Origin of the sequence: Streptomyces sp. NBC_01264, from assembly GCF_026340675.1 — a bacterium.
Lineage (GTDB): Bacteria > Actinomycetota > Actinomycetes > Streptomycetales > Streptomycetaceae > Streptomyces.
In genome coordinates, this window is sequence record NZ_JAPEOX010000001.1 from 5,277,515 (window position 1) to 5,297,843 (window position 20,329).

The window sequence follows — 20,329 nt, forward strand, 5'->3', positions numbered from 1 at the left end:
CCCGCCGGGCCCCGCCCCGGTCCCGCCGAGTCGCCGCCCCCGCTCCGCCTCAGGGCCGTCCGTGCCGCCAGGCCGCCCGCGGGGTCTGCGCGAGGATCGCCAGGTCCATCCCCAGCCAGTGGTTCTCCACATAGTGCCGGTCCAGCAGGTCCATCTCCTCCCACGGCAGGTCCGAACGCGCGCTCACCTGCCACAGCCCGGTCATCCCGGGCCGTACGAGGAGCCGCTCGGGCCGGTCTGACGCGCTGTTCCCGGGCCGCGGCCCGACCAGCGACATCTCGCCCCGCACCACGTTGAGCAGCTGCGGCAGTCCGTCCAGCGCGCACCGCTCCAGCGCCGCCCCGGCCCGGCCCTTGCCGACGCGGAACCGCCACGCCCGGTAGGGCCGCCCGGCCAGGCCCGCCGCCGGTTCCCGTACGAGGACGCCCGCGCCCTGGGTCGCGTACAGCAGGCCGGCGGTCAGCAGCAGCGGTACGAGGAACACCCCGAGCAGGAGCGCCGCTCCGGCGAGGTCGAGCAACCGCTTGGCCGAGGGCGGGGCCGGGAGCTGCGGCAAGGCGGGGAGCGGGAGCAGCTTCTGCATGCCAGCACGGTGCCGCACCCCTGCGGCGGTGTGCGGGCGCCGCGCGGCCGTGGTGCCCCGAATGGCGCCCTCGAGCGGGCCTGAGCGTAAGGGTGGCCTAAAGGTTGAGTCCCCTCGACTCACCTCTGTTGACACCTGCCGAGCGGTGGGGCACTCTTGAGTCTGTTCCACTCAAGTCAGCTGGAGGAATCAAAATGGCACGTGCGGTCGGCATCGACCTGGGCACCACTAACTCCGTCGTCAGCGTTCTGGAAGGCGGAGAGCCCACCGTCATCACCAACGCCGAAGGCGCCAGGACCACGCCGTCCGTCGTCGCCTTCGCCAAGAACGGCGAGGTCCTCGTCGGCGAGGTGGCCAAGCGCCAGGCGGTCACGAACGTGGACCGGACCATCCGCTCCGTCAAGCGCCACATGGGCACTGACTGGAAGATCAACCTGGATGGCAAGGACTTCAACCCGCAGCAGATGAGCGCCTTCATCCTGCAGAAGCTGAAGCGCGACGCCGAGGCGTACCTGGGCGAGAAGGTCACGGACGCGGTCATCACCGTCCCGGCCTACTTCAACGACTCCGAGCGTCAGGCGACGAAGGAGGCCGGCGAGATCGCGGGCCTGAACGTCCTGCGTATTGTCAACGAGCCGACTGCCGCCGCCCTGGCCTACGGCCTCGACAAGGACGACCAGACCATTCTCGTCTTCGACCTCGGTGGCGGCACCTTCGACGTGTCGCTCCTCGAGATCGGCGACGGCGTCGTCGAGGTGAAGGCCACCAACGGTGACAACCACCTCGGTGGCGACGACTGGGACCAGCGCGTCGTCGACTACCTGGTGAAGCAGTTCCAGAACGGCCACGGCGTCGACCTGTCCAAGGACAAGATGGCGCTCCAGCGTCTGCGCGAGGCCGCCGAGAAGGCGAAGATCGAGCTGTCCTCCTCCACGGAGACCTCGATCAACCTGCCCTACATCACGGCGTCCGCCGAGGGCCCGCTGCACCTGGACGAGAAGCTCACGCGCTCGCAGTTCCAGCAGCTGACCGCGGACCTGCTCGACCGCTGCAAGGCGCCGTTCCACAACGTCATCAAGGACGCGGGCATCAACCTGTCCGAGATCGACCACGTGGTCCTCGTCGGCGGCTCCACCCGCATGCCGGCCGTCGCCGAGCTCGTCAAGGAGCTCACCGGCGGTCAGGACGCCAACAAGGGCGTCAACCCGGACGAGGTCGTCGCCCTCGGCGCGACCCTCCAGGCGGGCGTTCTCAAGGGTGAGGTCAAGGACGTCCTGCTCCTCGACGTGACCCCGCTGTCCCTGGGTATCGAAACCAAGGGCGGCATCATGACCAAGCTCATCGAGCGCAACACCACGATCCCGACCAAGCGGTCCGAGATCTTCACGACGGCCGAGGACAACCAGCCGTCCGTGCAGATCCAGGTCTACCAGGGCGAGCGCGAGATCGCGGCGTACAACAAGAAGCTCGGCATGTTCGAGCTGACCGGCCTGCCGCCGGCCCCGCGTGGCGTCCCGCAGATCGAGGTCTCCTTCGACATCGACGCGAACGGCATCATGCACGTCACTGCCAAGGACCTGGGCACTGGCAAGGAGCAGAAGATGACCGTCACTGGCGGCTCTTCCCTCGCCAAGGACGAGGTCGACCGCATGCGCCAGGAGGCGGAGCAGTACGCGGACGAGGACTCCCGCCGCAAGGAGGCGGCCGAGTCCCGCAACCAGGGCGAGCAGCTCGTCTACCAGACGGAGAAGTTCGTCAAGGACAACGAGGACAAGGTCCCGGCCGACGTCAAGGAAGAGGTCGAGGCCTCCATCGCTGAGCTGAAGGAAAAGCTCAAGGGCGAGGATGCTGCCGAGATCCGCACCGCGACCGAGAAGCTCGGTGCCGTCAGCCAGAAGCTCGGCCAGGCGATCTATGCCGACGCCGGTGCCCAGGCCGCCGGTGGCGCGCCGACCGGTGACGCCGGTCAGGCCGACGCCAACGACGACGTCGTCGACGCCGAGATCGTGGACGACGAGAAGCCGAAGGGCGGCGCTGCCTGATGTCGGAGGAGACCCCGGGCTTCGACGAGAAGCCCGAAGTCCCCGCCGACGGCACGCCTGAAGACGACGCCGCCGAGCCGAAGGCCGCAGCTTCCTCCAAGGAGGAGGCCGCGGCCCCGGCCGGGGACTCCGCAGCAGCATCGGACGTCGCTCTCCTGGCCCAGCTGGACCAGGCCCGTACCGCGCTCGGCGAGCGCACCGCAGACCTCCAGCGACTCCAGGCGGAGTACCAGAACTACCGCCGCCGGGTGGAGCGGGACCGGATCGCCGTCAAGGAGATCGCGGTCGCGTCCCTCCTGACGGAACTCCTCCCGACCCTGGACGACATCGGCCGGGCGAGGGAACATGGCGAGCTGGTCGGCGGCTTCAAGTCGGTGGCCGAATCGCTGGAGACCGCTGCGGCCAAGATGGGCCTGCAGCAGTTCGGCAAGGAGGGCGAGCCCTTCGACCCGACGATCCACGAGGCCCTGATGCACTCGTACGCGCCGGACGTCACCGAGGACACCTGCGTGGCGATCCTGCAGCCGGGGTACCGGATCGGCGAGCGTACGATCCGTCCCGCGCGGGTCGCGGTGGCCGAGCCCCAGCCGGGCGCGGCGCCGAAGTCCGAGGCGGCGGAAGGCGAGTCCGCGTCGGACAAGGACGCGGATGCCCCCGACAAGGGCTGAAGCTGAACAAACAGAGGTACGAGAGGAGGGACACCGGGGATGAGCACGAAGGACTTCGTCGAGAAGGACTACTACAAGGTCCTCGGTGTCCCGAAGGACGCCACCGAGGCCGAGATCAAGAAGGCGTACCGGAAGCTCGCCCGCGAGTTCCACCCGGACGCCAACAAGGGCGACGCCTCGGCCGAGGAGCGCTTCAAGGAGATCTCCGAGGCGAACGACATCCTCGGTGACGCCAAGAAGCGCAAGGAGTACGACGAGGCCCGCGCCCTGTTCGGTAACGGGGGCTTCCGCCCCGGTCCCGGCGGGGGCGGCGGCTCGTTCAACTTCGACCTCGGCGACCTCTTCGGAGGCCAGCAGCAGGGTGGCGCGGGCGGCGGCTTCGCCGGCGGCGGCCTGGGCGACGTCTTCGGCGGCCTGTTCAACCGCGGCGGCGCCGGCGCGGGTGCGGGCACCCGTACCCAGCCGCGCCGCGGCCAGGACATCGAATCGGAGGTCACCCTCTCCTTCACGGAGGCGGTGGACGGGGCCACGGTCCCGCTCCGGATGTCCTCGCAGTCGCCCTGCAAGGCCTGTTCGGGCACCGGCGACAAGAACGGCACGCCCCGCGTGTGCCCGACCTGCGTCGGCACCGGCCAGGTGTCCCGCGGCAGCGGCGGCGGCTTCTCGCTGACCGACCCCTGCGCGGACTGCAAGGGCCGCGGCCTCATCGCCGAGACCCCCTGCGACATCTGCAAGGGCAGCGGGCGGGCCCGCAGTTCCCGGACCATGCAGGTCCGGATCCCGGCGGGGGTCTCCGACTCCCAGCGGATCCGGCTGCGCGGCAAGGGAGCTCCGGGCGAGCGCGGCGGCCCGGCCGGTGACCTGTACGTGGTCGTGCACGTCGACGCGCACCCGGTCTTCGGCCGCAAGGACGACAACCTCACGGTGACCGTTCCGGTGACCTTCGCGGAGGCGGCGCTGGGAGCCGACATCAAGGTCCCGACCTTGAACGGCCCCTCGGTGACGCTGAAGCTGCCCCCGGGCACCCCCGGCGGCCGCACGATGCGGGCCCGCGGCAAGGGAGCGGTCCGCAAGGACGGCACCCGCGGCGACCTGCTCGTGACGGTGGAGGTCGCGGTCCCGACCGAGCTGAACGACAAGGCCCGCGAGGCCATGGAGCTGTACCGCGAGGCGACCGAGTCCGAGGACCCGCGCTCCGCGCTGTTCGAGTCCGCGAAGGGAGCATGACATGGACGGCCGCCGTAGGAGCCAGTACCAGCTCACCGATGAGACCCCGGTCTACGTGATCTCGGTGGCCGCCCAGCTCTCGGGCCTGCATCCGCAGACGCTGCGCCAGTACGACCGCCTCGGCCTGGTCTCCCCGGGCCGTACGGCCGGGCGCGGCCGGCGCTACTCGGCCCGTGACATCGAACTGCTCCGCACGGTGCAGGCGCTGTCCCAGGAAGAGGGCATCAACCTGGCCGGCATCAAGCGGATCATCGAGCTGGAGAACCAGGTCGCCGCGCTCCAGCAGCGCGTGGCCGAGCTCTCCACGGCCGTCGACGGCGCCGCCGCCGTCCTCCAGCAGCGAGAGGCCCAGGTGCACGCCTCGTACCGGCGCGACCTGGTCCCGTACCAGGCTCCGCAGCCGGGCAGCGCCCTGGTCGTCTGGCGGCCGGCTCCGAAGCGGCCGCTGGGCTGAGCGGAGGCTGAGCGGGACACGTACGCCGGTACGCCCGCGCGCGCCGCACGCCACGTACGCAGGCCCCGTCCGGACCCTTCTCGAAGGGCCTGGGCGGGGCCTGCGCGCGTCCGCGCCGGCCGTATCCGCCCCGCACCCGCCCGTGGCCCTCAGCGGGGCTCCGTGAGCCCCTCGGCGTCCGCGGGGCCCGAGTCGTGCAGGATGCCGGACTCGGCGATGAGGTAGCCCAGCTGGGCCCTGCTGCCGCTGCCCAGGGCGGTGGCCAGTTTGGCGATGTGCGCGCGGCAGGTGCGCACGTTCATGCCGAGGCGCCGGGCGATGGCCTCGTCGACGTGCCCCTCGATGAGCAGCTGGGCGATGGAGCGCTGCACTCCGGAGATCCCGTCCGGGCTGTGCGTGTACGTGACCTTGTCGTTGAGCGGTACCGCCCTGCGCCACAGCTGCTCGAAAACCTTGATGAGGTACTCGATCAGTCCCGGGTGCCGCAGTTCCAGGGCGACGCGCCGGTCATGGCTCGCGGGGATGAAGGCGACCGTGCGGTCGAAGATCATGAGACGCTCGATCAGCTCCTCCAGTGTGCGGATCTCGACCTTTCCCGTGGAGATCCTGTCCACATAGGCGAGCGTGCCCTGACTGTGGCGCATGGTGTGCTGGTAGAGCGTGCGGATCTTCACCCCGCGGTCGATCATCGGCGAGGCGCGCTCCAGGGACTGGCTGAGGCTGAAGGTCGGCCGGGCGCCGCCCGGCTGGACGGTCAGGGCCTCGGTGTGGCACTCGGCGGTGGCCAGGTCGATGGCGGCGTTGATCTGGTCGAATCCCTCCAGCACCGTGATGGCGTGGGTGTTGGCGGGGCTCCGGGCACTGAGGGTGAGGAACGGCTCGAAAGCGTCGGTGAGATCCACGGCGGTCCGCCGGCGGTCCTGGATCTCGCGTTCGATCGGGTGGAGGCGTTGTGCGAGTGCGATGGACGGGGGAACCGCGCGGAGTTGGTTCGCGTCGTCCGGGTCGGGGCGCAACAGGGCGAATTCCAGCAGGCAGGGGGCGTTCACGACGTCGCCGCGGGCGATGCGGCCGGTGCTCAGGGCTGCCGCGTAGAGCCGGGTCCCCTCGGCGCACATCTCCGTGACGGGGTGGTGATGTGTCGGGTTTGTTGCGCTCTGCGGCATATCTCCACCCCCCAGGGTCCTGAACATGTAAGAACATGATGCATCGTCCCTGTGGCACTGACGTGCCTGAATGAGCCATCGTCTGTCAGTGCGGGGGAGAAGATTCCATCAAGTGAGGACGAAGCCGACCATGTATAAGAGAATGCTTCGCTCGGCGCTTGCCGTTGTTTTCTCCGTCGTCGCGATCTTTGGGGCAGTCGCTGCCGTCAACGGGGACACGGGAAGCGCTGTTGCCGGTGCGAGTGCGCCCGCCGAGAAGAAGGTCGGCAACGACTTCGGCTGGGACTCCGTCCAGAAGGACGCAGGGAACGACTTCGGCTGGAACACCACCCCCGCGCAGGTTTCCTGATGACCCCCGACGACCACGGATTCCGCCGTGAAATGGCATCGGCATACCGCTCCGGCTGGCAGTTCATCGATCTCACCAGTGCCATTCCTTACGCCGGCGACTCGCTGAAGGTCACCCTCTTCGGCCAGCCCATCGTCGTGGTGCGGGAAGAGGACGAGGACGTCCGTGCCTACCGCTGTCTGCGCCGTCCCCGGGGCGCGCCGCAGCCCGTCCGCTGCGAGATCCGGTACGGCATGGTCTTCGTCAATCTGGACCAGCGTGACCACCAACTTTTCGAACCCGACTCCGCCGCCACCCCCCGCAGTGCCTGAAGCGATTCCCCTGTCGTTGCAGATCGCTCAGGCGCTACCCCCCACACAGCGGCGCCATCGTGGACCTGACCACGATGGCGCCGCTGTGATGTCCGTGTCCAGAGGCCGGACCGGACCGGAATCGCACCGGCCCCGGCCGGACCCCGCCGGCTAGGCGCGCCCCATGGCCCGGTCCAGGCTGATCTCCACGACCACCCGGTCCGGATTCGGCGAGGGCGTCCGCCCGTACCGCTCCGCGTAGAGGCGTACCGCCTCCGCGACCGAGGCCTCGTCGTCACGGACCACCGCGCGCCCTTCGAGGGTCGCCCAGCGCCGCCCCTCCAGCTGGCACACCGCCACCCGGGCCCCGCCCCGCGGGTCGCCCTGCGACGCCAGCACGTTGCGGACCTTCTTGCTGTGCTTGTTGCTGATCACCCGTGCCAGCCCGGCCTGCGGGTCGTACGTCACGCCCACCGGGACCACGTGCGGGCTGCCGTCGGGGCGGTGGGTGGTCAGCGTGCAGATGTGCCGCTCCCGCCAGAAGGCGAGGTAGTCCGGCGTCGGGTTGAGTACGTCTTGGGTCGGGCGGGCCGTGCCGGCCGGGCTGGGAGTCGACATGCGCGAAGGGTACGTCCCTCCACCTTGAGTGGAATAGACTCAACTTTGTGCAGGTTACTCATGTAAAGCACACACAGGAGAGGGAAGGGAGAAGGCGCACGTGGATGCCGAGCTGACCAACAGGAGCCGGGACGCGCTCAACGCGGCCACGACCAGGGCCGTCAAGGACGGGCACGCGGACCTGACGCCCGCGCACCTGCTGCTGGCGCTCCTCGCCGGCGAGGACAACGAGAACATCACCGACCTGCTCGCCGCGACCGACGCCGACCAGGCAGCCGTACGCGCCGGAGCGGACCGGCTGCTCGCCGCCCTGCCCAGCGTCACGGGCTCCACGGTCGCGCCCCCGCAGCCCACCCGCGAGCTGCTCGCCGTACTGGCCGAGGCCGACGCGCAGGCCGGCAAGCTCGGCGACGAGTACCTCTCCACCGAACACCTGCTCATCGCCCTCGCCGCCAAGGGCGGCGCGGCCGGCGAGCTCCTTTCCGCCCAGGGCGCGACCGCCAAGAAGCTGCTGGCCGCCTTCGAGAACTCAAGAGGAGGGCGGCGGGTGACCACCCCCGACCCCGAGGGCCAGTACAAGGCCCTGGAGAAGTTCGGCACCGATTTCACGGCGGCCGCCCGCGAGGGCAAGCTCGACCCCGTCATCGGCCGCGACCACGAGATCCGCCGCGTCGTCCAGGTGCTCTCGCGCCGGACGAAGAACAACCCGGTGCTCATCGGCGAGCCCGGCGTCGGCAAGACCGCCGTCGTCGAGGGCCTGGCCCAGCGCATCGTCAAGGGCGACGTCCCCGAGTCGCTGAAGAACAAGCGGCTGGTCTCCCTGGACCTCGGCGCGATGGTGGCCGGTGCCAAGTACCGCGGCGAGTTCGAGGAGCGGCTCAAGACGGTCCTCGCGGAGATCAAGTCCAGCGACGGCCAGATCATCACCTTCATCGACGAGCTGCACACGGTCGTCGGCGCGGGCGCCGGCGGGGACTCCTCCATGGACGCGGGCAACATGCTCAAGCCCATGCTGGCCCGCGGCGAGCTGCGCATGGTCGGCGCGACCACCCTCGACGAGTACCGCGAGCGGATCGAGAAGGACCCGGCGCTGGAGCGGCGCTTCCAGCAGGTGCTGGTGGCGGAGCCGAGCGTCGAGGACACCATCGCCATCCTGCGCGGGCTCAAGGGACGCTACGAGGCGCACCACAAGGTCGTCATCAACGACAGCGCCCTCGTCGCCGCGGCCACCCTCTCGGACCGCTACATCACCTCCCGCTTCCTGCCCGACAAGGCCATCGACCTCGTCGACGAATCCATGTCCCGGCTCCGGATGGAGATCGACTCCTCCCCCCTGGAGATCGACGAGCTCCAGCGCTCGGTCGACCGGCTGCGCATGGAGGAGCTGGCCCTGAACAACGAGTCGGACCCGGCCTCGCGCGAGCGGCTGGAGAAGATCCGCAAGGACCTCGCGGACAAGGAGGAGGACCTGCGCGGCCTGACCGCCCGCTGGGAGAAGGAGAAGCAGTCCCTCAACCGGGTCGGCGAGCTCAAGGAGCGCCTGGACGACCTGCGCGGCCAGGCCGAGCGCGCCCAGCGCGACGGGGACTTCGACACCGCCTCCCAGCTGCTCTACGGGGAGATCCCGGCCCTGGAGCGCGAGCTCGTCGACGCCACCGAGGCCGAGGCCGAGGTCGCGCGCGACACCATGGTCAAGGACGAGGTCGGCCCGGACGACATCGCGGACGTGGTCGGCGCCTGGACGGGCATTCCGGCCGGCCGGCTCCTGGAGGGCGAGACCCAGAAGCTGCTCCGCATGGAGGACGAGCTGGGCCGGCGCCTGATCGGCCAGGGCGAGGCCGTGCGCGCCGTCTCCGACGCCGTACGCCGCACCCGCGCGGGCATCGCGGACCCGGACCGGCCGACCGGCTCGTTCCTCTTCCTCGGCCCCACGGGCGTGGGCAAGACGGAGCTCGCCAAGGCGCTCGCGGACTTCCTCTTCGACGACGAGCGGGCCATGATCCGCATCGACATGTCGGAGTACGGCGAGAAGCACAGCGTGGCCCGTCTCGTCGGCGCCCCGCCCGGCTACGTGGGCTACGAGGAGGGCGGTCAGCTGACGGAGGCGGTCCGCAGGCGCCCGTACTCGGTCGTCCTCCTGGACGAGGTCGAGAAGGCCCACCCCGAGGTCTTCGACGTCCTGCTCCAGGTCCTCGACGACGGCCGCCTCACGGACGGCCAGGGCCGTACGGTGGACTTCCGCAACACCATCCTGATCCTGACCTCGAACCTGGGGTCGCAGTTCTTGATGGATCCGTCCACGGGTGCGGACGAGAAGAAGGCCCGGGTCCTGGACGTGGTGCGGGCCTCCTTCAAGCCGGAGTTCCTCAACCGCCTCGACGACTTGGTCGTCTTCTCCGCCCTGAGCGGGGCCGAGCTGACGCACATCGCCGAGCTGCAGATCGGCCGCCTGGCCAAGCGCCTGGCCGACCGACGCCTGGGCCTGGACGTCACCCCCGAGGCCCTGGCCTGGCTGGCGGACAAGGGCAACGACCCGGCGTACGGCGCCCGCCCCCTGCGCCGCCTGATCCAGACGGCCATCGGCGACCGGCTGGCCAAGGAGATCCTCGCGGGCGAGGTCCGCGACGGCGACACCGTCCGCGTGTCGGTGGTGGGCGACGACCTGCTGGTGGGCAGGGCGCTGTAGCGATCCGCGCCGTCCGCGCCGGCCGCGGCGTCGGCGCCGTCCGCGCCACTTCGCGGTGACAAGGAGCTGCAATCCGGCGCAATACCGCCTCAGCCGGGCCCCGGGACCGCCGGGGCCCGGCTTACCCGGGCCATACTCCTGTCCGCCCTGCGCGGATCGGGACCTTCCGGGGTGGACACGAGGTGGGCGCGATGGGGGAGGATGGCGGCATCCGCACGAAGGGAAGTCACACGGTGAGCATCGACCCGGCCTCGATTCCGAACTTCGGAGGGCAGCAGCCCGATCCGCAGGCCACTGGACCGGCGGGCCCCGTCGTCCCCGACCAGGACCTGGTCAAGCAGCTCCTGGAGCAGATGGAGCTCAAGTACGTCGTCGACGACGAGGGTGACCTCGCGGCGCCGTGGGAGGACTTCCGCACGTACTTCATGTTCCGCGGCGAGGACGAGCAGCAGGTCTTCTCCGTGCGGACGTTCTACGACCGCCCGCACAAGATCGACGAGAAGCCCCAGCTCCTCGAGTCGATCGACGATTGGAACCGCCGCACGCTGTGGCCGAAGGTCTACAGCCACACGCACGACGACGGCTCCGTCCGCCTGATCGGCGAGGCGCAGATGCTGATCGGCACCGGCGTGAACCTGGAGCACTTCGTGTCCTCCACGGTCAGCTGGGTCCGCGCGTCGATCGAGTTCGACAAGTGGCTCGTCGAGCAGTTCGGGCTGGAGAAGGAAGTCGACTCGGCGGAGGGCGACAAGAAGGACGGCGAGGACGGCGACAGCGAGACCAACTAGGTCTCAGGGCGCCACCCCGGACGCGAGCAGCAGGTACGGCCCGTACGCGTACGAGAGCCCGGCCAGCACCACGGTCACCACGACCGCGGTGCGCGGCCGGGCTTTCGCCATGAGGGCCGCCGCCGGCAGCAGCAGCGGGAACGCGGGCAGCAGGAAGCGCGGCTTCGATTCGAAGAAGCCGGCGCCGCCGTAGGTCATCACCAGCAGCACGCCCGTGTACACCAGCAGCGGCAGCGGGATCCTCCGGTCGGCCGCCAGCAGCCCGGCGAGCACCAGCGCGGCCACCAGGAGGACCACCGTCACGGTCGTGGCCAGCTCCACGCTCCCGGGCGAGCCCAGCGCGTGCCGTGCCGAGCGCAGCGCGCCCGCGCCGAAGTCGAAGCGCGAGCCCCAGCCGCTCTGGACGGCGAAGTAGCCGCCGAGCGGATCCCCCCGGTGCACGCCGACGAGCAGGACGTACGAGGCCCAGCCCGCGGGAGCGGCCAGCCCGGCGGCCCACACCGCCGCGGGCGCGCGGCCCCGCCGCCGGCAGATCTCGTAGGCGGCGGCAGCCGTCACGGCCGCCGCGACCGCGATCCCGGTAGGCCGGGTCAGCCCCGCGAGGACGGCGAGCCCCGCCGCCCACCCCCAGCGGCCGCGCAGCAGCGCGTACAGGGCCCAGGCGGCGAAGGCCGTCAGCAGGGGCTCGGTGTAGGCGAGGGTCACCATGAGGGCGTGCGGCAGCACGGCCCACAGCGCGACGAGCAGCACCCCGGCGCGGGCCCCGAGCAGGTGCTCCCCGACCCGGTACACCCCCGCGGCGGCGGCGCCCGCGGCGATCCAGGCGACGGCCAGCGCGGCGACGGTCAGGGAGCCGGGCAGCACGAGGGAGGCGCAGCGGATCAGGACGGGGTAGAGCGGGAAGAACGCGGAGTCGCTCTGCACGGACCCGATGCCGGGGTAGATCTGGGTCCGGCCGTAGCCGTGCTCGGCGATCCGCAGGTACCAGACGGAGTCCCAGGACTCCCCGAGCACCCGCAAGGGGCTGCGCCCGGTCCACCGGGCCGCCACGGCCACCGCCAGCACCCCGGCCCCGCGCACGGCCGCGTACACCCCGAGCGCGAGGAGGACACCCGGGACCCGCCCGGCGGCCCGGCCGGCGAACCGCCGGGGCCGCGTGCCGTTCGTCAGCGTCTGCGTCGCCATGCGTCCCGACTTTCTGGGTGGCTCCGGGTCGGAGTCGCCACGAGGAAGAAACACTACGACGCCACCGCTGCCGGGGCCGCCGAGGCCGCGGAGCCGCCGGTTTCGAGGCACACCCGGCTCAGAGCCGCCGCAGCCGCTCCACCGCCTCCTCCAGGACGTCCGTCCGCTTGCAGAAGGCCCAGCGGACGTGGGAGGCGCCGGCGGCCTTGTCGTCGTAGAAGACCTGGTTCGGGACGGCCACCACCCCGCAGCGCTCCGGCAGGGCGCGGCAGAAGGCCAGGCCGTCGTGCTCGCCGAGGGGGGTGATGTCGGTGGTGACGAAGTAGGTGCCCTGCGGGCGGAACACCTCGAAGCCCGCGGCCGCCAGGCCGTCGGAGAGGAGGTCGCGCTTGGCGGCCAGGTCCGCGCGGAAGGAGTCGTAGTACGCGTCGGGCAGGGCGAGGGCCTCGGCGATGGCGTACTGGAACGGGCCCGAGGACACGTACGTCAGGAACTGCTTCGCCGACCGGACCGCCGTGACCAGCTCGGGCGTGCCCGTCACCCAGCCGACCTTCCAGCCCGTGAAGGAGAAGCTCTTGCCGGCGGAGGAGATGGTGACCGTGCGCTCGCGCATGCCCGGCAGGCTCGCCAGCGGGGTGTGGACGCCCTCGAAGACCAGGTGCTCGTACACCTCGTCCGTGATGACCAGCAGGTCGCGGGAGACGGCCAGCTCGGCGACCGCGGCCAGTTCGGCGGGGGTCAGGACGGTGCCCGTCGGATTGTGCGGGGTGTTCAGGAGCAGGAGGCGGGTGCGGGGGGTGACCGCCGCGCGCAGCGCGTCCACGTCGAGGCGGAAGTCCGGGGCGCGCAGGGTCAGCGGCACCCGGACGGCCCCGGCCATGGCGATGCAGGCGGCGTAGGAGTCGTAGAAGGGCTCCAGGGCGATGACCTCGTCGCCCGGCTCCAGCAGGGCCAGGAGCGAGGCCGCGATGGCCTCGGTGGCTCCGGCGGTGACGAGCACCTCGGTGTCCGGGTCGTGGGTCAGGCCATAGAAGCGCTGCTGGTGGGCGGCGATCGCCGTACGCAGCTCCGGAACGCCGGGGCCCGGCGGGTACTGGTTGCCGCGGCCGTCGCGGATCGCGCGCACCGCCGCCTCGGCGATCTCGGCGGGGCCGTCGGTGTCGGGGAAACCCTGGCCGAGGTTGATCGATCCCGTGGCGGTGGCCAGGGCGGACATCTCCGCGAAGATCGTGGTGCCGAAGGCCGCCAGCCTGCGGTTGAGGAAGGGGCGGGCGGGGCCGTTGGTGCGTTCGGGAGCGCTCATGGGCGCAATCCTGCGGGGAAGCTCTGGACTTGCTCAAGTGTGCTTTGGGTCGCGTGCGGCACGGGCATCCCCCCAGCACGCGGGACGAAGGGGATCCCGCACCCCGGGGAGCCGGGGGAGCAGAGAGGGGTCGGGGGATGATCCTCGGAATAGTGATCTTCGTGGCGGTGGTCGTGGTGATCGTCGTGGTGGCGGTCAAGTCCGGAGGCGGCGGCCGGGGCCGCGGGGGCGGCAGTGCAGCCGGTGGCGGTGCGGGCTGGTGGGCCGGGAGCGGCTCCTCGGGTTCCTCCTCCTCGTGCGGCTCGTCCTCCTCCAGCTGCGGTTCCTCCTCGTCCAGCTGTGGTTCGTCCTCGTCCTGCGGGGGCGGCGGAGGATGCGGTTCCAGCTGACACGGGGCAGCATGGATCCATGGGTCCAAAGGTCCATGGATCCGACACCGGACCACTCGGTACCGGACCACCTTCCCACCGGACCACTTCGGGCCGGACCGCTTCGTACCGCATCCCGCATACGTGAGGCGCCCGCCGGGCACAACTTCCGTCGGGCGTCTTCTTGTTCGGACGTCACGCCCGCGCATTACGGCGTACGGGCGGCATGTGGTTGAACACGTGAACTGTGTAGCCCCCGAGGGGATGTAAACCCCTGCAACTTGGGTAAAAACGCTGTGAGTGCCGTGCCTTTCATGATTCCCTCGGTTGAGTAGACCAGTCCTCGGACCTCCCTGGACTTCCTGTGGACCCGTGCCGGTGTCCCCCCACCCGTTGACTACCGCTGGCGGGCCCCGGCCCATCTCCCTCGCGCGTTTGCGGAGCCGACTCATGCTCACGACCCTCCAGACCACCTATACCGACACGCGTGCCGCCGATCTCGCCTGGGCCCTGGGTCGGGAGCGGCTGCCCGCCCTGGCCGTACTGAATCTCGAACTGGGAGACGCGAAAGTGGAGTTGCGCCTGCTCGGGGCCTCCCACCAGGTGCTCCTGGAGGAGGGCGACGTGCTCTGCTCCGAGACCGTCGCCTGTATGCCCGGCAGCAGCACCCCGCTCCCGCTCGGCGTGGCCAAGCGCGTCGGCGACTGGGAGTACGAGTTCGCCGCACGGGTCGAGAACCTCTCGCGCGGCTCCTTCGCCGGGCGGGCCCAGGAGCTGCTCGCACTGGTCGCGGACCACCCGAACGGGCTCGCCGGCACCTTCCCGGGCGACCCGCACGCCTTCACCGCCATGCTCGCGCAGCGCTACGAGGGCCAGGTCCGGTGGCGGACCTGGCACGCGTATCCGCAGGAAGGGCAGTTGGTGGCCACCCGCACCCGGGTGGGCGTACGGACCGCGGCGGCTGGCGCCGGGGCCGGGGCCGGGGCCGGGGCCGGGGCCGGGGCGGTCGTGGACGCGGCAGGCGCCGTGCAGCTGGGCGCCCAGGCGCCGGTGCTGATCTAGGCCGTCCCGTTCGGGGGCGCCGGCGCCGATCCGGGGCCCCCGGGGTCGCGGAGGTCGCAGGGGTAGCGGAGTTGCCGAGCGGTTACGCCAACTGCCCGAACCAGTGCGCCACTTACACCCATGTGGGTGACCGGATGCGAGCAGGCGGTGACGTACGGTTCGCTTCATGATCGACCGTTCCGCCCCGCGCGGGGTGCTTTCGGCTCCGGAGCCGCGCGGTGTGGCCCGCGTCCCGGCCGCCCTGCCCGTACGGCCCAGGACCGGCCGACTCCTCGTCCTGGCCACCGTGTTCGTCTGCGCCGCCTGCGGGCTCGTATACGAACTGGAGCTGCTCGCCCTCGGCTCGTACCTGATCGGCGACTCCGTCACCCAGGCGTCGGTCGTGCTGTCCGTCATGGTCTTCGCCATGGGCGTCGGCTCCCTGCTGGCCAAAGCCCTGCGCGCCCGCCCCGCCTTCGGCTTCGCCCTCGTGGAAGCGGGCCTCGCCCTGCTCGGCGGGCTCTCGGCCATGGCGCTCTACGCCAGCTTCGCCTGGCTGGGGGAGTCCCGGCCCGCGCTGGTCGCCTTCTCCTTCGCCATCGGCGTCCTCATCGGCGCCGAGATCCCGCTCCTGATGGTCCTCATCCAGCGCATCCGCAGACAGGACGCGGGCGGCGCCGTCGCCGACCTGTTCGCCGCCGACTACGTCGGCGCCCTCGTCGGCGGCCTCGCCTTCCCCTTCCTGCTGCTGCCCGTCCTCGGGCAGCTCACCGGCGCCCTGCTCACCGGCACCGTCAACGTCGTCGCCGGCGGCGGCCTCGTCCTGTGGCTGTTCCGCCGGGACCTGAGCCGCCGCGCCCGCTGGCTGCTCGTCGCCGTCAACATCACCGTCCTCGCCGTCCTGGGCTGCGCCACCGTCCTCGCCGACGACTTCGAACGCGTCGCCCGCCGCGCCGTCTACGGCGGCGAGGTGCGCGTCGCCGTCCAGACCGGAGTGCAGGAACTCGTCCTCACCGGTCCCCCGAACGGCTCACCGCGCTCCCTCGACCTCTTCCTCGACGGCCGCCTGCGGGTCAGCGGCTACGACGAGTACCGCTACCACGAGGCCCTCGTGCACCCCGCCATGACCGGCCCGCACACCCGGGTCCTGGTCCTCGGCGGCGGAGACGGCCTCGCCGCCCGCGAGGTGCTGCGCTACCGCGACGTCGCCTCCGTCACCGTCGTCGAGCTCGACCCGGGAGTCGTGCGGCTCGCCCGGACCGACCCGATGCTCTCCGCGCTGAACGAGCGGGCGTACGAGGACCCGCGGCTCGGCGTCGTCACCGAGGACGCCTTCCGCTGGCTGCGCGCACCCGCCGCCCGGGCCCGCTTCGACGTCATCGTCTCCGACCTGCCCGACCCCGGGATCACGCCCAGCACGAAGCTGTACTCGCAGGAGTTCTACGGGCTGGCCGCGCGGGCCCTGCGCCCCGGCGGGCGGCTCGCCGTCCACGCGGGACCGCCCGGCACCAGGCCCCGTACCTACTGGACCGTCGAGGCCACCCTGCGCGCGGCCGGCCTGCGCACCGCCCCCTACAGCGCGGGCGGCCGCCTCTCGGGCTTCGCCGCCGGCCCCGACCGGGCGCTCGGCGCGGCCTCCGCCTCCGCCGCGAAGCTCCCGCAGGACTGGGGCTTCGTCCTGGCCGCCCGCGACGGCGTGCCCCGGCTGCGGGTGGACCGGGAGACGCCCGCCCTGCGCTCCCTGTCCACGCAGTCCCTGGCCGACGCGGCCCGGGACGCGGAGCGCACCCGGGTGGGGGGCCTCCCGCCGTCGACGCTGCCGCATCCGAGGTACTCGTAGTGCTCGTGGCCGGGGTACTCGTGGCCGGGCTGCCGCGTCGGTAGGCTCGTCCGCATGGAGCATCAGGTGTTCGTACCGGTCCCCTCCGCAGACGTCCGCGCCGTGCTGCGCGACCCGGCCCGGCTGGCGCGGTGCGTGCCGGGGCTCCAGCAGGACGCCGATACCGAGGCCGGGCCGCTGTCCGGCCGGCTGAGGGTGCGGGTCGGCGGGCACACCGTCACCTACCGCGGCGCCCTCTCCGTCACCGAGCGGGACCCGGACCGCTTCACCCTCGCGGGCGAGGGCACCGAAGTGCGGGGGAGCGGGACCGTGAAGCTCACCCTCGCGCTGCGCCTGGCCGAGGCGGACGGCGGCACCCGGCTGGAGTTCACCGCCGAGTCCGCCGCCGACGGCCGCGCCGCCGCCTTCGACCCCGACGCGGCCGCCACGGCCGCGCACCGCCTCCTGGACCGGGCCGCCGGGCACCTCGCGGCCGTCGCGGTCGACGGCGCGGCGGAGCCTGGGGACGGGGCCACGGGCGCCGATGCGGATACCGGCCCGGAGGTGGACCCGGACGGCTACGCCGACGCCGACGCCGACGCCGACGCCGACGCCGACGCCGACGCCGACGCCGACGCCGACTCGGGCACGGGCTCGGACGCCGACTCGGACGTGGACGCCGACCCGGGCCTGGGCCAGGACGTGGACCCCGGCGCGGGGTTCCCCGAGGTCACCGCGTCCGTGTTCGACACGGAGGTCCCGCCCCCGTCCCTGGACCCGTTCCTGGAGGGCACCTTCGAAGGTATGGCCGAACTCGGGGACCTGGGCGGCCCCCCGCGGCCGCCGGCCGAGGCCGCGCACGCCCGCCGCACGATGATCGGCCGCAGCGCGGAGGAGGTCGACCACGCGCCCCCGCGCGGCCGCTACGCCCCGGTCCCGGCCCCCGCCTCCGCCTCCTCGAACTCCAACCTGCGCTGGATCGCCCCGGCCGCCGCCGTGGCCGTGGCCTCGGCGGTCCTCCTGGGACGGGCCCTGCGCCGCCGCGGCTGACCCGGGGAACTGACTAAGGTCATGGCATGAGTACGCAACTGCGCGCCGGCGGCGCCGAGGTGACCATCGACCAGGAGAACGGCTGCCGGATCAGCAGTCTGCGCATCGACGGGACGGAGCTGCTGCGGCAGGGGGACCACTACGGGTCCTTCCCCATGGTCCCGTGGTGCGGCCGGACCAGGGACGGGCAGTTCCAGGACGGCGCGACCCTGCACCAGCTGCCGCTCAACCACCCGCCGCACGCCATCCACGGCTTCGGCCGCGACGCCGCCTGGCGCCCCGCCCGGACCACCGGCACCGAGGCCGTCTTCACGTACCCGCTCGCCGACCCGTGGCCGTACGAGGGCCTGGTCACCCAGATCTTCGAGCTCGGGGAGAACGCGCTGACCCTGACGATGGGCATCGAGACCTACGGGGACTCCTTCCCGGCGCAGGCCGGCTGGCACCCCTGGTTCCGCCGCAACCTCGCCGCCGGCGGGGCCGACGTGCGCATCGACTTCGAGGCCGCCTGGCAGGAGGAGCGCGGAGCCGATCACCTGCCCACCGGCAAGCGCATCGACCCCCGGCCCGGCCCCTGGGACGACTGCTTCGGCATGCCGTACGGGGTCGACGTCACCCTCACGTGGCCCGAGGCCCTGGAGCTGAAGGTCACCAGCCGCTCCGAATGGGTGGTCGTCTACGACGAGGAGCCCGAGGCGGTCTGCGTGGAGCCGCAGTCGGGTCCGCCGAACGGCCTGAACAGCCTCCCTCAGCTGGTCACTCCCGTGGACCCGCTGGAGATCTCCACGACGTGGACATGGCGGCGGCTCGGGTAGTGCCCAATTAAGCTCGGGGCCATGAGTGACGTACGCGATGCGCTTCTGCAGCAGATCAAGGACAAGGCCGTCGTGCACGGCAAGGTGATCCTCTCCTCCGGCCGCGAGGCCGACTACTACATCGACCTCCGCCGGATCACGCTGGACGGCGAAGCCGCTCCGCTGGTCGGCCAGGTCATGCTCGACCTCACGGCCGACCTGGAGTTCGACTGCGTCGGCGGCCTGACGCTGGGCGCCGACCCGGTCGCCACCTCGATGCTGCACGCCTCCGCGGCGCGCGGCGCGCGACTGGACGCCTTCGTCGTCCGCAAGGCGCAGAAGGCGCACGGCATGCAGCGCCGCATCGAGGGCACCGACGTGAAGGGCAAGCGCTGCCTGGTCGTCGAGGACACCTCGACCACCGGCGGTTCCCCGCTGACCGCCGTCGAGGCGGTCCGCGAGGCCGGCGGCGAGGTCGTCGCCGTCGCGACGATCGTCGACCGGGGCGCGGCCGACGCCATCGCGGCCGCGGGACTCCCTTACCTCACTGGCTACCAGCTGGAGGACCTCGGTTTGTCCTAATCCCCCCACCTGCGCGGACGTCGGGCCGTGCTTCCGCACAACTGGTGACTTAGGTCCCCGGAAGTCCGTAAGTAGGTCCTGACCTGCGCCTTTCCGGACGGGGGGAGTGTTTCACGTGAAACACTCCCCCCGGATCGGCCCGCGCGGCGCCGTCGCGGAGGTGGAGTGGGGGCCCGAGTCTGGAAAGATGGGGACGACGGCAACGTCGCCCCCAGGTCAGGGCCCGCAATAAGCACACTCCCCGCACATCCAAGGAGCGGACAGATGCCCATCGCAACCCCCGAGGTCTACAACGAGATGCTCGACCGGGCGAAGGCAGGCAAGTTTGCCTACCCGGCGATCAACGTGACCTCGACCCAGACCCTGCACGCTGCACTGCGCGGCTTCGCGGAGGCCGAGAGCGACGGCATCATCCAGATCTCCACCGGTGGTGCGGAGTTCCTGGGTGGCCAGTACAACAAGGACATGGTCACCGGCGCCGCCGCCCTGGCCGAGTTCGCGCACATCGTGGCCGCCAAGTACGACATCACCGTCGCGCTGCACACGGACCACTGCCCCAAGGACAAGCTGGACGGCTACGTCCGCCCGCTGCTCGAGATCTCCGCCGAGCGCGTCGCCCGCGGTCTCAACCCCCTCTTCCAGTCGCACATGTGGGACGGCTCCGCCGAGACCCTGGCCGACAACCTGGCCATCGGCCAGGAGCTGCTCGCCAAGGCCGCCGCCGCGAAGATCATCCTCGAGGTCGAGATCACCCCGACCGGTGGCGAGGAGGACGGCGTCAGCCACGAGATCAACGACGAGCTGTACACCACCGTCGACGACGCGCTGCGCACCGCCGAGGCCCTGGGCCTGGGCGAGAAGGGCCGCTACCTGCTGGCCGCCTCCTTCGGCAACGTGCACGGCGTCTACAAGCCGGGCAACGTCGTCCTGCGCCCCGAGCTCCTCAAGGACCTCCAGGCCGGCGTCGGCGAGAAGTACGGCAAGTCCTCCCCGTTCGACTTCGTCTTCCACGGCGGCTCGGGCTCCACGGCCGAGGAGATCGCCACCGCGCTGGAGAACGGCGTCGTGAAGATGAACCTCGACACCGACACCCAGTACGCCTTCACCCGTCCGGTCGTGGACCACATGTTCCGCAACTACGACGCGGTCCTGAAGGTTGACGGCGAGGTCGGCACCAAGTCGAAGTACGACCCCCGCACGTGGGGCAAGGCCGCCGAGGCCGGCATGGCCGCGCGCGTCACCGAGGCCTGCGCGAACCTGCGTTCCACGGGCACCAAGCTCAAGTAGCAGCGGCTCGCGCGGCAGCTCCGTAGCAG

Annotated in this window: 20 protein-coding genes; 15 read left to right on the top strand and 5 right to left on the bottom strand. The window is 71.5% G+C overall.

Annotation, left to right across the window (positions count from 1 at the left end):
• Positions 1-49 precede the first annotated feature (49 nt).
• Positions 50-583: a sugar transferase gene (locus tag OG435_RS24580; protein WP_266879774.1), complete on the bottom strand. Its 534-nt coding sequence runs from the start codon at positions 581-583 to the stop codon at positions 50-52.
• Positions 584-777: 194 nt separating this feature from the next.
• Between OG435_RS24580 and dnaK the strand changes: the two genes are divergently transcribed.
• The 4 genes from dnaK to OG435_RS24600 are packed head-to-tail and all read left to right on the top strand — an operon-like array spanning position 778 to position 4,974.
• The gene (gene dnaK, locus OG435_RS24585; RefSeq protein WP_266879775.1) at positions 778-2,625 is read left to right on the top strand and encodes a molecular chaperone DnaK; all 1,848 of its coding nucleotides are present in this window, start codon (positions 778-780) and stop codon (positions 2,623-2,625) included.
• A complete protein-coding gene (gene grpE / locus OG435_RS24590) occupies positions 2,625-3,293 on the top strand; it encodes a nucleotide exchange factor GrpE (protein WP_266879777.1) in 669 nt (222 codons plus the stop codon). Before dnaK ends, grpE begins: the two co-directional genes overlap by 1 nt.
• A 39-nt stretch (positions 3,294-3,332) precedes the next feature.
• Positions 3,333-4,520, top strand: coding sequence for a molecular chaperone DnaJ (gene dnaJ, locus OG435_RS24595; protein ID WP_266879779.1), 1,188 nt, complete (start codon positions 3,333-3,335; stop codon positions 4,518-4,520).
• 1 nt (position 4,521) lies between these two features.
• On the top strand, positions 4,522-4,974 hold the full coding sequence (locus tag OG435_RS24600) for a heat shock protein transcriptional repressor HspR (protein ID WP_266879781.1): 453 nt from the start codon (positions 4,522-4,524) through the stop codon (positions 4,972-4,974).
• Positions 4,975-5,123: 149 nt separating this feature from the next.
• Here OG435_RS24600 and OG435_RS24605 read toward each other — a convergent pair whose 3' ends face one another.
• On the bottom strand, positions 5,124-6,140 hold the full coding sequence (locus OG435_RS24605) for a helix-turn-helix transcriptional regulator (RefSeq protein WP_266879783.1): 1,017 nt from the start codon (positions 6,138-6,140) through the stop codon (positions 5,124-5,126).
• 112 nt (positions 6,141-6,252) lie between these two features.
• On the opposite strand from OG435_RS24605, the gene OG435_RS24610 reads away from it, so the two are divergent.
• Positions 6,253-6,489 carry a hypothetical protein gene (locus tag OG435_RS24610; protein ID WP_266879785.1) on the top strand — a complete coding sequence of 79 codons (237 nt, stop codon included), beginning with the start codon at positions 6,253-6,255 and terminating at the stop codon, positions 6,487-6,489.
• Positions 6,489-6,800, top strand: a complete 312-nt coding sequence (locus OG435_RS24615) for a (2Fe-2S)-binding protein (RefSeq protein WP_266879787.1) — start codon at positions 6,489-6,491, stop codon at positions 6,798-6,800. The genes OG435_RS24610 and OG435_RS24615 overlap by 1 nt, the downstream gene beginning before the upstream one ends.
• Positions 6,801-6,950: 150 nt before the next feature.
• On the opposite strand, the gene OG435_RS24620 is transcribed toward OG435_RS24615, so the two are convergent.
• Entirely contained in the window at positions 6,951-7,397 is a 447-nt protein-coding gene (locus OG435_RS24620; RefSeq protein WP_266879789.1) for a pyridoxamine 5'-phosphate oxidase family protein, read from the bottom strand.
• A 100-nt stretch (positions 7,398-7,497) separates the two neighbouring features.
• On the opposite strand from OG435_RS24620, the gene clpB reads away from it, so the two are divergent.
• Both clpB and OG435_RS24630 read left to right on the top strand, forming a co-directional pair.
• Positions 7,498-10,083, top strand: coding sequence for an ATP-dependent chaperone ClpB (gene clpB, locus OG435_RS24625; protein ID WP_266879791.1), 2,586 nt, complete (start codon positions 7,498-7,500; stop codon positions 10,081-10,083).
• A 233-nt stretch (positions 10,084-10,316) separates the two neighbouring features.
• Complete coding sequence (locus OG435_RS24630; protein WP_266879793.1) at positions 10,317-10,871, top strand: YbjN domain-containing protein; 555 nt, start codon at positions 10,317-10,319, stop codon at positions 10,869-10,871.
• A gap of 3 nt (positions 10,872-10,874) precedes the next feature.
• Here the strand turns inward: OG435_RS24630 and OG435_RS24635 are convergent, their stop codons facing one another.
• Both OG435_RS24635 and OG435_RS24640 read right to left on the bottom strand, forming a co-directional pair.
• On the bottom strand, positions 10,875-12,056 hold the full coding sequence (locus tag OG435_RS24635; protein ID WP_266879795.1) for a mannosyltransferase family protein: 1,182 nt from the start codon (positions 12,054-12,056) through the stop codon (positions 10,875-10,877).
• A 118-nt stretch (positions 12,057-12,174) separates the two neighbouring features.
• The gene (locus OG435_RS24640; protein ID WP_266879797.1) at positions 12,175-13,359 is read right to left on the bottom strand and encodes a pyridoxal phosphate-dependent aminotransferase; all 1,185 of its coding nucleotides are present in this window, start codon (positions 13,357-13,359) and stop codon (positions 12,175-12,177) included.
• 137 nt (positions 13,360-13,496) lie between these two features.
• Between OG435_RS24640 and OG435_RS24645 the strand changes: the two genes are divergently transcribed.
• The 7 genes from OG435_RS24645 (at position 13,497) to fbaA (ending at position 20,300) form a co-directional block, all read left to right on the top strand.
• Positions 13,497-13,748, top strand: coding sequence for a hypothetical protein (locus OG435_RS24645; RefSeq protein ID WP_266879799.1), 252 nt, complete (start codon positions 13,497-13,499; stop codon positions 13,746-13,748).
• Between the two features lie 429 nt (positions 13,749-14,177).
• On the top strand, positions 14,178-14,789 hold the full coding sequence (locus OG435_RS24650; protein WP_266879801.1) for a DUF2617 family protein: 612 nt from the start codon (positions 14,178-14,180) through the stop codon (positions 14,787-14,789).
• A gap of 166 nt (positions 14,790-14,955) precedes the next feature.
• On the top strand, positions 14,956-16,608 hold the full coding sequence (locus OG435_RS24655; protein ID WP_266879803.1) for a polyamine aminopropyltransferase: 1,653 nt from the start codon (positions 14,956-14,958) through the stop codon (positions 16,606-16,608).
• Positions 16,609-16,662: 54 nt separating this feature from the next.
• Complete coding sequence (locus OG435_RS24660; RefSeq protein ID WP_266879805.1) at positions 16,663-17,637, top strand: SRPBCC family protein; 975 nt, start codon at positions 16,663-16,665, stop codon at positions 17,635-17,637.
• Between the two features lie 26 nt (positions 17,638-17,663).
• A complete protein-coding gene (locus OG435_RS24665; RefSeq protein WP_266879806.1) occupies positions 17,664-18,452 on the top strand; it encodes an aldose 1-epimerase in 789 nt (262 codons plus the stop codon).
• A gap of 21 nt (positions 18,453-18,473) precedes the next feature.
• On the top strand, positions 18,474-19,013 hold the full coding sequence (gene pyrE, locus OG435_RS24670) for an orotate phosphoribosyltransferase (RefSeq protein WP_266879808.1): 540 nt from the start codon (positions 18,474-18,476) through the stop codon (positions 19,011-19,013).
• A gap of 264 nt (positions 19,014-19,277) precedes the next feature.
• Complete coding sequence (gene fbaA / locus OG435_RS24675) at positions 19,278-20,300, top strand: class II fructose-bisphosphate aldolase (RefSeq protein WP_243330679.1); 1,023 nt, start codon at positions 19,278-19,280, stop codon at positions 20,298-20,300.
• Positions 20,301-20,329: the final 29 nt, after the last annotated feature.